The 11,850-nt window shown below is 71.4% G+C and carries 12 protein-coding genes and 1 pseudogene; 4 read left to right on the top strand and 9 right to left on the bottom strand.

Going from position 1 to position 11,850, the window contains the following annotated elements; genetic code table 11:
* Both BGM09_RS37415 and BGM09_RS04685 read right to left on the bottom strand, forming a co-directional pair.
* A pseudogene (locus tag BGM09_RS37415) lies at nt 1-228 on the bottom strand (hypothetical protein); the annotation flags it as partial.
* 89 nt (nt 229-317) lie between these two features.
* Entirely contained in the window at nt 318-1,514 is a 1,197-nt protein-coding gene (locus tag BGM09_RS04685; protein WP_188280114.1) for a glycerophosphodiester phosphodiesterase, read from the bottom strand.
* Between the two features lie 270 nt (nt 1,515-1,784).
* On the opposite strand from BGM09_RS04685, the gene BGM09_RS04680 reads away from it, so the two are divergent.
* Nucleotides 1,785-2,453, top strand: a complete 669-nt coding sequence (locus BGM09_RS04680) for a lysophospholipid acyltransferase family protein (protein ID WP_188280113.1) — start codon at nt 1,785-1,787, stop codon at nt 2,451-2,453.
* A gap of 245 nt (nt 2,454-2,698) precedes the next feature.
* Here the strand turns inward: BGM09_RS04680 and argH are convergent, their stop codons facing one another.
* From argH to argC, 7 genes are all read right to left on the bottom strand, one after another.
* Entirely contained in the window at nt 2,699-4,171 is a 1,473-nt protein-coding gene (gene argH / locus BGM09_RS04675) for an argininosuccinate lyase (protein WP_188280112.1), read from the bottom strand.
* A complete protein-coding gene (locus tag BGM09_RS04670) occupies nt 4,168-5,364 on the bottom strand; it encodes an argininosuccinate synthase (RefSeq protein ID WP_188280111.1) in 1,197 nt (398 codons plus the stop codon). The genes argH and BGM09_RS04670 overlap by 4 nt, the downstream gene beginning before the upstream one ends.
* A gap of 136 nt (nt 5,365-5,500) precedes the next feature.
* A complete protein-coding gene (locus tag BGM09_RS04665; RefSeq protein WP_188280110.1) occupies nt 5,501-6,034 on the bottom strand; it encodes an arginine repressor in 534 nt (177 codons plus the stop codon).
* 16 nt (nt 6,035-6,050) lie between these two features.
* The gene (locus tag BGM09_RS04660) at nt 6,051-7,256 is read right to left on the bottom strand and encodes an acetylornithine transaminase (protein ID WP_188280109.1); all 1,206 of its coding nucleotides are present in this window, start codon (nt 7,254-7,256) and stop codon (nt 6,051-6,053) included.
* Nucleotides 7,253-8,251 carry an acetylglutamate kinase gene (argB, locus tag BGM09_RS04655; protein ID WP_188280108.1) on the bottom strand — a complete coding sequence of 333 codons (999 nt, stop codon included), beginning with the start codon at nt 8,249-8,251 and terminating at the stop codon, nt 7,253-7,255. The genes BGM09_RS04660 and argB overlap by 4 nt, the downstream gene beginning before the upstream one ends.
* Nucleotides 8,248-9,408, bottom strand: a complete 1,161-nt coding sequence (argJ, locus tag BGM09_RS04650) for a bifunctional glutamate N-acetyltransferase/amino-acid acetyltransferase ArgJ (protein ID WP_188280107.1) — start codon at nt 9,406-9,408, stop codon at nt 8,248-8,250. Before argJ ends, argB begins: the two co-directional genes overlap by 4 nt.
* Nucleotides 9,409-9,585: 177 nt before the next feature.
* Nucleotides 9,586-10,614 carry an N-acetyl-gamma-glutamyl-phosphate reductase gene (gene argC / locus BGM09_RS04645; RefSeq protein ID WP_188280106.1) on the bottom strand — a complete coding sequence of 343 codons (1,029 nt, stop codon included), beginning with the start codon at nt 10,612-10,614 and terminating at the stop codon, nt 9,586-9,588.
* A gap of 104 nt (nt 10,615-10,718) precedes the next feature.
* Between argC and BGM09_RS04640 the strand changes: the two genes are divergently transcribed.
* The 3 genes from BGM09_RS04640 to BGM09_RS04630 all read left to right on the top strand — a co-directional run bounded on the left by BGM09_RS04640 (nt 10,719) and on the right by BGM09_RS04630 (nt 11,842).
* Complete coding sequence (locus tag BGM09_RS04640; protein WP_188280105.1) at nt 10,719-11,258, top strand: GNAT family N-acetyltransferase; 540 nt, start codon at nt 10,719-10,721, stop codon at nt 11,256-11,258.
* Between the two features lie 191 nt (nt 11,259-11,449).
* Nucleotides 11,450-11,656, top strand: a complete 207-nt coding sequence (locus tag BGM09_RS04635; protein ID WP_188280104.1) for a hypothetical protein — start codon at nt 11,450-11,452, stop codon at nt 11,654-11,656.
* 21 nt (nt 11,657-11,677) lie between these two features.
* Entirely contained in the window at nt 11,678-11,842 is a 165-nt protein-coding gene (locus tag BGM09_RS04630) for a hypothetical protein (protein ID WP_188280103.1), read from the top strand.
* The last annotated feature ends 8 nt before the right edge of the window (nt 11,843-11,850 follow it).

Genomic DNA, 11,850 nt, shown 5'->3' with positions numbered 1-11,850 from the left:
CTCGGGCGGCGGGCCGCCCAGCTCCAGCAGCCGCAGCCAGACGGCCTGTTCGAGGTCGGCGGCCTCGACACCGCCGCCGGGCAGCGCCTCGGCCGCGGCCTCGGCGGCCAGCAGCGGCCTGAGCAGCGCGTAGGGGTCCGCGGGGGCGTCCGCGTGACGGCGAGCGTCCGCGTCAGGGCGAGCGTGGTCGTCGGCGTGCGGGGCCGCGGACAGATCGGGGTGGTCCATGGGGATCTGCATATCCGCTGGCACGAGACGGCCGCGCCGGACGGTTGCCCGGCGCGGCCGTTTTCACCACATGGAGTGGCGGTGGCGGTTCAGGACTTCCAGAAGTCCTCGCGGGCCAGTACGGCGGTGTCGGCGTTGTCGGTGAACAGGCCGTCGATGCCGGTCGCGAACCACGTCCTGAAGGCGGCCAGCGGGTCGCCGTACGCGTTGGGGTCCGTGCCGACCTGGAAGTCGGCGGGCAGGAACTGGTTCTCGTTGCGCGCGGTGAAGGGGTGCAGCACCAGACCGGCCTTGTGCGCGTCCTTGACCACGGCGGTGGGCCGGAGCAGCCTGCCCGAGGCGTCGCGCGGGATGATCACGTCGGTGGTCGGGCCGATGCCCTGCGCGAATCCGGCGATCCAGCGCAGGCCGGCCGGGGTGACCAGGTCGGCCACGGTCCGCTGGTCGCCGGAGACGACGAAGTCCCAGGGCCGCGAGGTGAGGCCGTTGAGCAGGAAGATCTTGGGCGCGGCGCCGCCGAGCGCGCCGAGCCGCTGGAGGCTCTGCGCCTCGAAGGACTGGAGGAACTGCGGGGCGTCGGCGCGGTGCCTGCCGTACTGCTTGAGCAGCTTGATCAGCCGCTCCTCCAGCGGCAGGCCGATGCCGCGGAAGTACGTGGGGTGCTTGGTCTCGGTGTGCAGCCAGACCGCCTTGCCGCGCTCGCGGCCCTCGCGGTCGGCCCAGGCCAGCACCTCCTCGAAGGTGGGGATCGCCCAGCGGCCGTTGTAGATGGTGTTGCGCTGGCGGACGGCGGGCAGCCGTTCGACGGCGCGCAGCCGCTTGAGTTCGGCGAGGGTGAAGTCCTCGGTGAACCAGCCGGTGGTGGGGGTGCCGTCGATGGTCTTGGTGGTCTTGCGGCCGGCGAACTCCGGGTGGTCGGCGACGTCGGTGGTGCCGCCGATCTCCGGCTCGTGGCGGCAGACCAGGTGGCCGTCCCTGGTGGGTACGACATCCTGCTCGACGACGTCCGCGCCGATCTCCAGCGCGTACTCATAGGAGCCGAAGGTGTGCTCGGGCCGGTATCCGGCGGTGCCGCGGTGCCCGACGATGGTCGGGACCGGCAGCTTGGGCGCGCCGCCGTGGCCGGGGGCGCCGTGGCCGGGGGCGCCGTGCTGGGGCCGAGCGGCGGACTGTTCCCGGGCCTGCGCCGTACCGGCCGTGCCGAGTACCGCGCCGCCCGCGCCGAGTGCCGCCGCGGACAGGACAGCGCGCCTGCCGAGGCCGGTCTTGTGCTGGTCATCCGTCATGCGCGCATCGTGCCGTGAATATCTGTCGCCCCGTCGACATCAGCCGTAACACGCACCTAACGCGTGTCAACACTGCGTAGCGGACGTGTGAACCCGGCGTGCGGCGGGGCCCCGCGCGGAAGTATCGTCCTTGTGTACGGTGCGGCGTCCCGCGGTCCCGCCAGTCCCGCGGTCGGGCTACGGTCGTACCGCGACATCGCAGCACCGCCGCAGTCCGTCCCGCCGTCCGTCCCGCCAGGCGTGTCCGAACCGGAGGATCCGTTGTCCCGCATGTCCCGCAGCTTGCTGAAGGCGATTCTCGGAGTGCTCATGCGCGTCCTGTACCGCCCCGTGGTCGAGGGCGTGGACGGCATCCCCGGTGACGGTCCGGTGATCCTGGCCGGAAATCACGTCACCTTCGTCGACTCGATGTTCCTGTCGCTGGTGGTGGACCGGCAGGTGTACTTCATCGGCAAGGACGAGTACGTGACGGGCAAAGGCGTCAAGGGTCGGCTGATGGCCTGGTTCTTCACCACCTGCGGCATGATCCCGGTGGACCGGGACGGCGGCCACGGCGGTGTCGCGGCGCTGATGACCGGCCGCCGTGTGCTGGACGAGGGCAGGATCTTCGGCATCTACCCCGAGGGCACCCGTTCCCCCGATGGCCGTCTGTACCGCGGCCGGACCGGAATCGCCCGGTTGGCCCTGATGACCGGCGCCCCGGTGGTGCCCTTCGCGATGGTCGGCACCGACAAGGTGCAGCCCGGCGGCAAGGGGATGCCCCGGATCGCCCCGGTCACCATCCGCTTCGGCTCCCCGCTGACCTTCTCCCGCTACGAGGGCATGGACCGGGACCGCTATGTGCTGCGCGCCCTGACCGACGAGGTCATGAGCGAGGTCATGCGGCTGGGCGGCCAGGAGTACGTGGACATCTACGCGACGAAGGCCAAGGCCGCCTGAGACGGCGGCGGTTGCGCCCGGCGGCCGTCGGCCGGCGGACGGCTGATCGCGGGCGTCGACCAGAATGCGTATCTCTTCGGCCACCGCAATCCGCTGACCGGTGAACTCGACGGCTAAGAGATCGAGTTGGTGCGGCGGATCGACGCGGGTCAGCGCGTCCTGGTGCCGGGCACGTCGACCGCCAGGTCCGTCAAGGATCTGGGCGGCAGCGACCTGTTCGCGCCGCCCGCCGCCCAGTACCGCGACTAGGCGGGGTCGCCGTCGGCCCCGTCCCAGGCGTGCGCCCAGGTGTGCTGCACCGTCAGATCCGCCGCGATCTCGGCGAGTTGTACGGCGACGGCGGCCGGCGCCGTGCCACCGCGTCCGTTGCGGGAGGCCAACGCGCCGGGGACGTCGAGGACATGGCGTACCTCGGGCGTCAGATGCGCGGAGATCTTCGCGAACTGCTCGTCGGTGAGCTGGTCGAGCTCGATGCCCTCGGCCTCGCAGACCTTGACGCACTCCCCCGCGACCTCGTGCGCGACCCGGAAGGGCACGCCCTGCTTGACCAGCCACTCGGCGATGTCGGTGGCGAGCGAGAAACCGGCCGGTGCCAGTGTCTCCATCCGCTCCCGGTGGACGGTGAGCGTGGCCATCATCCCGGTGAACGCCGGGAGCAGCACCTCCAGTTGGTCGCAGGAGTCGAACAACGGCTCCTTGTCCTCCTGGAGGTCGCGGTTGTACGCGAGCGGCAGCGCCTTGAGCGTGGCCATCAGTCCGGTGAGGTTGCCGATGAGCCGTCCGGACTTGCCGCGCGCCAGCTCCGCGATGTCGGGGTTCTTCTTCTGCGGCATGATCGACGAGCCGGTGGAGAAGGCGTCGTGCAGGGTCACGAAGGAGAATTCCTTCGTGTTCCACAAGATGACCTCTTCGGCGATCCGGGAGAGGTTGACGCCGATCATCGCGGTGACGAAGGCGAATTCGGCGGCGAAGTCGCGGGACGCGGTGCCGTCGATGGAGTTGCCCACCGAGCCGTGCTGGAAGCCGAGTTCCTTGGCGACGGCCTCCGGGTCCAGGCCGAGCGAGGACCCGGCGAGCGCGCCGGACCCGTACGGCGAGACGGCCGTGCGGTCGTCCCACTGCCGCAGCCGCTCCGCGTCCCGTGACAGCGCCTGTACGTGGGCGAGCACGTGGTGCGCGAAGAGCACGGGCTGGGCGTGCTGGAGGTGGGTGCGGCCGGGCATCGCGGTGTCCGGGTGCGCCTCGGCGAGGCCGACCAGCGCGCTCTGGAGGTCGGCGACGAGTCCGCCGATGGTCCGCGCGTGGTCGCGCAGGTACATCCGGAAGAGCGTGGCGACCTGGTCGTTGCGCGAGCGTCCGGCCCGCAGCTTGCCGCCGAGGTCGGCGCCGACCCGCTCCAGCAGGCCGCGTTCCAGCGCGGTGTGCACGTCCTCGTCGGCGATGGTGCCGGTGAAGTCGCCGGAGGCCACGTCCGCTTCGAGCGCGTCGAGTCCGGCGATCATCCGGTCCAGCTCGTCGGCGGTCAGCAGCCCCGCCTTGTGCAGCACCCGGGCGTGCGCGCGGGAGCCCGCGATGTCGTACGGCGCTAGCCGGAAGTCGAAGTGCACCGAGGCGGAGAGCCTGGCCAGCGCCTCGGCGGGGCCGTCGGCGAACCGGCCGCCCCACAGCCGCAGGTTGTCGTTGCCGCCGCCGGAGCCGCCGGTGTTCGTGTCCGTCACTTCGTCAGGTCCCGCTTCGCGGCGATCTTGCTGGACATGCCGAAGATCTCGATGAAGCCCTTGGACAGCGACTGGTCGAAGGTGTCGCCGGTGTCGTACGTCGCCAGGTTGAAGTCGTACAGCGACTCGCCGGACTTCCGGCCGGTGACGACCGCCCGGCCGCCGTGCATGGTCATCCGGATGTCGCCGGAGACGTGCTCATTGGCCTCGGTGATGAAGCCGTCGAGCGCCCGCTTGAGCGGGGAGAACCACAGGCCGTCGTAGACCAGTTCGCCCCAGCGCTGCTCGACCTGCCGCTTGTACCGGGCCAGTTCACGCTCGACGGTGACGTTCTCCAGCTCCTGGTGCGCGGTGATCAGCGCGATGGCGCCCGGTGCCTCGTAGATCTCACGGGACTTGATGCCGACCAGCCGGTCCTCGACGATGTCGATCCGGCCGATGCCCTGGGCCCCGGCCCGCACGTTGAGCTGCTGGACGGCTTCGAGCACCGTGACCGGCTTGCCGTCGATGGCCACCGGAACGCCCTGCTTGAAGGTGATGACCACCTCGTCGGCCTCGCGCTGCTCGGCCGGATTCCGCGTGTACTCGTACACGTCCTCGATCGGCGCGTTCCAGATGTCCTCCAGGAAGCCGGTCTCGACGGCCCGCCCGAAGACGTTCTGGTCGATGGAGTACGGCGACTTCTTGGTGGTCGCGATCGGGAGGTTCTTCTCCTCGCAGAAGGCGATGGCCTTGTCGCGGGTCATCGCGTAGTCGCGGACCGGCGCGATGCACTTCAGATCGGGCGCCAGCGAGGAGATGCCCGCCTCGAACCGCACCTGGTCGTTGCCCTTGCCGGTGCAGCCGTGCGCGACGGTGGTGGCGCCGTGCTTGTTCGCGGCGGCCACCAGGTGCTTCACGATGGCCGGCCGCGACAGCGCGGACACCAGCGGATACCGGTCCATGTAAAGGGCGTTGGCCTTGATCGCCGGGAGGCAGTACTCGTCGGCGAACTCGTCCTTGGCGTCCGCGACCTCGGCCTCGACCGCCCCGCAGGCGAGCGCCCGCTTGCGGATGACGTCCAGGTCCTCGCCGCCCTGGCCGACGTCCACCGCGACCGCGATGACTTCGGCGCCGGTCTCCTCGGCGATCCAGCCGATGGCGACGGACGTGTCCAGACCGCCGGAGTAGGCGAGTACGACGCGCTCGGTCACGGGGCTCTCCTTACGATGCATACGCTGACTGGTATAAGTATGCACTCGACCGTATGCTTCGTCAACGCGGCAGGTCAGACGGGGTGTGAAGGGGTATAACTGGTCGGACCGGGGCTACGCCCTGGCCAAACCGGGGCTACGCCTCGCCCTGGGCGAGACGGAGCAGGTGGTCGGCGAGTTTCTGGCCGCCGGCCGGGTCGCGGCTGATCAGGACGACGGTGTCGTCGCCCGCGATGGTGCCGAGGATGTCGTAGACCTCGGCCTGGTCCATGGCGGAGGCGAGGAACTGGGCGGCGCCGGGCGGAGTGCGGACGACGACGAGGTTGGCGGACGCCTCGGCGGAGATGAGGAGTTCGGCGGCCAGGCGCCGCATGCGCTCTTCCTTGACCGACTCGCCGAGCGGGGCCTGCGGGGTGCGGAACCCGCCCTCGGAGGGGACGGCGTAGATGAGTTCGCCGTCGTTCGTGCGGATCTTGACCGCGCCGAGTTCGTCGAGGTCGCGGCTGAGCGTCGCCTGGGTGACGCTCAGCCCGTCGTCGGCGAGCAGCTTGGCGAGCTGGCTCTGCGACCTGACCGGCTGGCGGCCGAGGATGTCCACGATCCTGCGGTGCCGCGCGGTACGGGTCTGCGGTACGGCCTGGCTGCCGTTGTGCTGCTGCGCCTCGGTCATCGTCGTGTCAACTCCGTCATTCTCCGGCTCCGCTCGCCCCGGAGGCCCGGTGCACCTGGTCGAGGACGCCGGGCAGCGCCTGGAGGAACGCGTCCGTCTCGTCGTCGCCGACGATCAGCGGGGGTGCGAGCCGTACCGTGTCGGGCACGGCGGCGTTGACCAGGAACCCGGCATCCTGAGCCGCCTTCTGGATCTGCGCTGAGAGCGGCTCGGTGAGCACGATACCCAGCAGCAGGCCCGAACCGCGCACATGATCGACCAACGGGTGTCGCAGCGCCTCGACGCCCTGCCGCAGCTTCTCGCCCTGCCGCTTGACGTGGTCGAGCAGGCCGTCGGCCGCGATCGTGTCGAGGACGGCGAGCGCGGCGGCGCAGGCGACCGGGTTGCCGCCGAAGGTGGTGCCGTGGGCGCCGGGCGTCATCAGGTCCGCGGCCGGACCGAAGGCGAGGGCGGCGCCGATCGGCAGGCCCCCGCCGAGCCCCTTGGCCAGGGTCACCACGTCCGGCTCGACACCCTGCGCCTGGCACTCGAACCAGTGCCCGGTCCTGCCGACGCCGGTCTGCACCTCGTCGAGCACCAGCAGCGTGCCGGTGGCCGCGGTGATCTCGCGGGCGGCGGCGAGGTAGCCGGGCGGCGGTACGACGACACCGTTCTCGCCCTGGATCGGCTCGATGATCACCAGCGCGGTGTCGGTGGTGACGGCCGCACGCAGCGCGTCCGCGTCGCCGTACGGCACGTGCGTGACGTCGCCGGGCAGCGGCTCGAACGCCTCGCGCTTCTTGGGCTGGCCGGTCAGCGCCAGCGAGCCCATCGTGCGGCCGTGGAAGGCGCCGTCGGTGGCGACCATGTGCTGACGCCCCGTCAACCGGCCGATCTTGAACGCCGCTTCGTTGGCCTCGGCGCCGGAGTTGGCGAAGAAGACGCGGCCGGGGCGGCCGGAGAGCTGGAGCAGCCGCTCGGCGAGCGCGACGGGCGGTTCCGCGACGAAGAGGTTGGACACATGGCCCAGCGAGGAGATCTGCCGGGTCACCGCCTCGACCACCGCGGGGTGCGCGGTGCCGAGGGAGTTGACCGCGATGCCGCCGAGGAAGTCGACGTACTCCCTGCCGTCGGCGTCCCAGAATCTGGCGCCCGCGCCGCGGACCAGCGGGATGCGCGGGGTGCCGTAGTTGTCCATGAGCGAGCCCTGCCAGCGCTGGGTCAGTCCCTCGTTGCCGCTCACCGCGCTTCTCCTTCTGCCTGGTCGGATACGGTGCCCGCGGCCGGCGCTCCGGCCGCGTCGGTGACGTCGTCCGGCACGACCATCGTGCCGATGCCCTCGTCGGTGAAGATCTCCAGCAGGATCGAGTGCTGGACCCGGCCGTCGATGACGCGCGCGGTGTTCACGCCGTTGCGCACGGCGAACAGGCAGCCCCGCATCTTGGGGACCATGCCGCTGGACAGGTCGGGCAGCAGTTTCTCCAGCTCCGTCGCGGTCAGGCGGCTGATGACGTCGTCGCTGTTCGGCCAGTCCTCGTACAGGCCCTCGACGTCGGTGAGGACCATCAGCGTCTCGGCGCCCAGCGCGGCGGCCAGGGCGGCGGCGGCCGTGTCGGCGTTGACGTTGTAGACGTGGTGGTCGTCGGCGGAGCGCGCGATGGAGGAGACGACCGGGATACGGCCGTCGGCCAGCAGCGCCTCGATCGCGCCGGTGTCGATGGCGGTGATCTCGCCGACCCGGCCGATGTCGACCAACTCGCCGTCGATACGCGGGCGGTGGCGGGTGGCGGTGATCGTGTGAGCGTCCTCGCCGGTCATGCCGACGGCCAACGGGCCGTGCTGATTGAGCAGTCCGACCAGCTCGCGCTGGACCTGGCCCGCCAGCACCATCCGGACCACGTCCATCGCCTCGGGCGTGGTCACCCGCAGCCCGGCCTTGAACTCGCTGACCAGGCCGTGCCGGTCGAGCTGCGCGTTGATCTGCGGGCCGCCGCCGTGCACGACGACCGGCTTGAGGCCCGCCTGCCGCAGAAAGACCACGTCCTGCGCGAAGGCGGCCTTCAACTCCTCGTCCACCATGGCGTTTCCGCCGAATTTGACGACGACGACCTTGCCATTGTGCCGGGTCAGCCAGGGCAGCGCCTCGATAAGGATCTGGGCCTTGGGCAGCGCCGTGTGCCTGCGCGCGGTGGGCTGGCCCTCCGGCTCCCCGCCGCCGGATTCCTGACGGTCCGTCATGAGCTGTACGCGCTGTTCTCGTGGACGTAGTCGGCGGTGAGGTCGTTCGCCCAGATCACCGCGGACTCCGTACCGGCCGCCAGGTCCGCCGTGATGGCCACCTCGCGGAACCGCATGTCGACCAGGTCACGGTCCTCGCCGACCGAGCCGTTCCTGCACACCCACACGCCGTTGATGGCGACGTTGAGCCGGTCGGGCTCGAAGGCGGCCGAGGTCGTGCCGATCGCGGACAGCACACGGCCCCAGTTGGGGTCCTCGCCGTGGATCGCGCACTTGAGGAGGTTGTTACGGGCGATGGAGCGGCCCACCTCGACGGCGTCGTCCTCGGAGGCCGCGTTGACGACCTCGATCCTGATGTCCTTCGAGGCGCCCTCGGCGTCGCCGATGAGCTGGCGGGCGAGGTCGCCGCAGACCGCGCGGACGGCCTCCGCGAACTCCTCCTGCTCCGGGGCGATTCCGGACGCCCCCGAGGCCAGCAGCAGCACGGTGTCGTTGGTCGACATGCAGCCGTCGGAGTCGATCCGGTCGAAGGTCAGCCGGGTGGCGGCGCGCAGCGCCGTGTCCAGGGCGGGGGCTTCCACGTCGGCGTCCGTGGTGAGGACGACCAGCATGGTGGCCAGGCCCGGCGCGAGCATGCCCGCGCCCTTGGCCATGCCGCCGACGGTCCAGCCCGCGCCGCCCGCGACGGCCGTCTTGTGCACGGTGTCGGTGGTCTTGATGGCGATGGCGGCCTTCTCGCCGCCGTACTCGGACAGTTCGGCCGCGGCCTTCTCGACTCCCGGCAGCAGCTTGTCCATCGGGAGCGGCAGACCGATCAGGCCGGTCGAGGCGACCGCGATCTCGCCCGCGCCGTGGTCGTCGGCGCCGAGCACTTCGGCGACCTTCTCCGCGGTCGCGTGCGTGTCCTGGAAGCCCTGCGGGCCCGTACAGGCGTTGGCACCACCGGAGTTGAGGACCACGGCGGCGACCGCGCCGCCCTTGACGACCTGCTCCGACCAGAGCACGGGGGCGGCCTTCACGCGGTTGGAGGTGAAGACGCCCGCGGCGGCGCGGCGCGGTCCCGTGTTGACCACGAGGGCCAGGTCCGGGTTGCCGTTCTCCTTGATCCCCGCGGCGATCCCCGCCGCCGTGAATCCCTTGGCTGCCGTGACACTCACTGCTCCTCCTCGTTCCCTTCTCCGCCCGCTCGGCACAAACCCGCGCCGATCGTCGTTGCCTGCCGCCCGGCGGCCTCGCGTGCGTCGGTCACCGGTTCTCCTCGTTCCCTTCTCCGCCCGCTCGGCACGAACCCGCGCCGATCGTCGTCGTCGTCCACCACTGCGCGGCCCGGCTCGTCACGGTGCGACTCCGATGGTGGGGAGTCCTGTCGCCTCGGGGAGCCCCAGGGCGATGTTCATGCTCTGCACCGCGCCGCCCGCGGTGCCCTTGGTCAGGTTGTCGATGGCGCTGATCGCGATCAGGCGGTGGGTGCTCTCGTCGTACGCGATCTGGATCTGGACGGCGTTCGAGCCGTAGACGGCGGCGGTCGCGGGCCACTGCCCCTCGGGGAGCAGGTGCACGAACGGCTCGTCGGCGAAGGTCTTCTCGTACGCGGCCCGCAGGTCGTGGCCGGTGACGCCGGGGCGGGCCTTGGCGCTGCACGTGGCGAGGATGCCGCGCGGCATGGGGGCGAGGGTGGGCGTGAAGGACACGCCGACCCGCTCGCCGGCCGCCGCGCTGAGGTTCTGGATCATCTCCGGCGTGTGGCGATGGCCGCCGCCGACACCGTACGGGCTCATCGACCCCATCACCTCGGAACCGAGCAGATGCGGCTTGGCCGCCTTGCCCGCGCCCGAGGTGCCGGAGGCGGCGGTGATGACGGCCTCCGGCTCGACCAGCGCGGCAGCGTACGCGGGGAACAGCGCGAGCGAGACGGCCGTCGGGTAGCAGCCGGGCACCGCGACGCGCTTGGACCCCTCCAACGCGGCGCGGGCGCCCGGCAGTTCAGGCAGCCCGTACGGCCAGGTCCCGGCGTGCGGGCTGCCGTAGAACTTCTCCCAGTCTGCGGCGTCGGTCAGTCGGAAGTCGGCGCCCATGTCAACGACCAGCACCTCGTCGCCGAGCTGCGCCGCGACCGCGGCCGACTGGCCGTGCGGCAGCGCGAGGAAGACCACGTCGTGTCCTGCCAGCACCTCCGCCGTGGTCGGCTCCAGCACCCGTCCGGCCAGCGGCAGCAGGTGCGGCTGAAGCGCGCCGAGCCGCTGCCCGGCGTTGGAGTTCCCGGTCACCGCCCCGATCTCGACCTCGGGATGCCCCACGAGCAGGCGCAGCACCTCCCCGCCCGCGTACCCACTTCCCCCGGCCACCGCTGCCCGCACCACCATCGAACCCTCCTCGTCGATGGCATGACTATACGTTTCAACGCAGTGTTATGCAAAGGTGCCGTCACCCCGCCGCTCGGCACTTCCCCCGTTGTTAAGCTGCGCGCATGTCGAACCTGGGGCCCGTCGTCTGGCCGCCCGAGCCGATCAGGACCGCGAGGCTCGTACTGCGCGGGGCCGAGGCGCGTGACCGGGCGGCGTTCGTCGAACTGCTGGCGTCGCCGGAGGTGCATACCTACCTCGGCGGCCCCCGGCAGCGTGCCGAGCTGGAGCGCGAGCTGCCCGAGGCGCCCGAGCAGTGGCCGGGAAGCTTCGTCGTGGAACTGGACGGCGCGATGATCGGCCAGCTCCTGCTGAGGCGGGCGGCGGAGACCCACCGCCCGGCCGCCCGCGGGAAGGCCGACCTCGGCTATCTGTTCCTGCCACGGGCGTGGGGCTTCGGATACGCCGCCGAGGCGTGCGCGGCGGCGCTCGACTGGTTCGACGCCGTCCTGCCCGGCGAGCCGGTGATCCTGGCCACCCAGAGCGCCAACGTCGCCTCGATGCGCCTCGCGGGCAAGCTCGGGTTCACCGAGGTGGAGCGGTTCCACGCTTGGGACGCCGAGCAGTGGCTGGGCCTGCGCCCGCCGCCACCGGCATCCGCGTAAGCCTGAGGCCCCTGGTCGAGCCATACGTCCCGGCGCGGCCCTGGGCGACGACAGAGGGCGCCATGGGCGGGTCGAGTCATCGAGCCGTCAGACCATGGAGCCGTCGAGCAGTCGGCCCGAGTGCCTCCGGCGTGAGATCTTTGAGGTGTCACCCGGCCGGCTCCGGCCGGCCGACGCGGAGATGGGGGAACATGATCGGTCTGGTGCTGATCGGCGTGCTGGTGGTCGTCGTCGGCGGGTGCGCGTGCGTGGTGTGGGCGAGTCGCGGCGGCCCCCGCTGGGTTCGCGCGGTGGCGTCGGTGACCCTCGCCGCCGGCGAACTGGTGCGCGGCTCCGAGCGCAGCCGGCGGCAGCGGGAGCGCCGGCGTCTGAACCGGTCCGACAGCGGCAGCGACTGACAGCGGTCGGCGCTGGGGCGGATGCGCAGGACGGACGAGATGGTCGCCGCGCGGCGGGAGAGCGCCGTGAGCGACGCCGACGCCGAGCGCGTCCCGTGCCTCTTCCACCCCGCGCCCGGCGGGCTGATCTCCTGGGCTTACGACGGAGAGACCGGCCCCGTACGGGCGGTCTTCGAGCCGTTCTGAGCGCGGAG

It is taken from the genome of Streptomyces sp. CBMA29, assembly GCF_014596445.1.
Taxonomy (GTDB): domain Bacteria; phylum Actinomycetota; class Actinomycetes; order Streptomycetales; family Streptomycetaceae; genus Actinacidiphila.
The sequence above is the reverse complement of the archived record's forward strand: the minus strand, read 5'-3'. Positions and strand labels throughout refer to the sequence as shown.

Bases quoted from the DNA above. Each gene is read 5' to 3' on its own strand.
- BGM09_RS04685 (WP_188280114.1), bottom strand. From the start codon at position 1,514: ATGACGGATGACCAGCACAAGACCGGCCTCGGCAGGCGCGCTGTCCTG.
- BGM09_RS04680 (WP_188280113.1), top strand. From the start codon at position 1,785: ATGTCCCGCAGCTTGCTGAAGGCGATTCTCGGAGTGCTCATGCGCGTC.
- BGM09_RS04665 (WP_188280110.1), bottom strand. From the start codon at position 6,034: ATGACCGAGGCGCAGCAGCACAACGGCAGCCAGGCCGTACCGCAGACC.
- argB (WP_188280108.1), bottom strand. From the start codon at position 8,251: ATGACGGACCGTCAGGAATCCGGCGGCGGGGAGCCGGAGGGCCAGCCC.
- argC (WP_188280106.1), bottom strand. From the start codon at position 10,614: ATGGTGGTGCGGGCAGCGGTGGCCGGGGGAAGTGGGTACGCGGGCGGG.
- BGM09_RS04640 (WP_188280105.1), top strand. From the start codon at position 10,719: ATGTCGAACCTGGGGCCCGTCGTCTGGCCGCCCGAGCCGATCAGGACC.
- BGM09_RS04635 (WP_188280104.1), top strand. From the start codon at position 11,450: ATGATCGGTCTGGTGCTGATCGGCGTGCTGGTGGTCGTCGTCGGCGGG.
- BGM09_RS04630 (WP_188280103.1), top strand. From the start codon at position 11,678: ATGCGCAGGACGGACGAGATGGTCGCCGCGCGGCGGGAGAGCGCCGTG.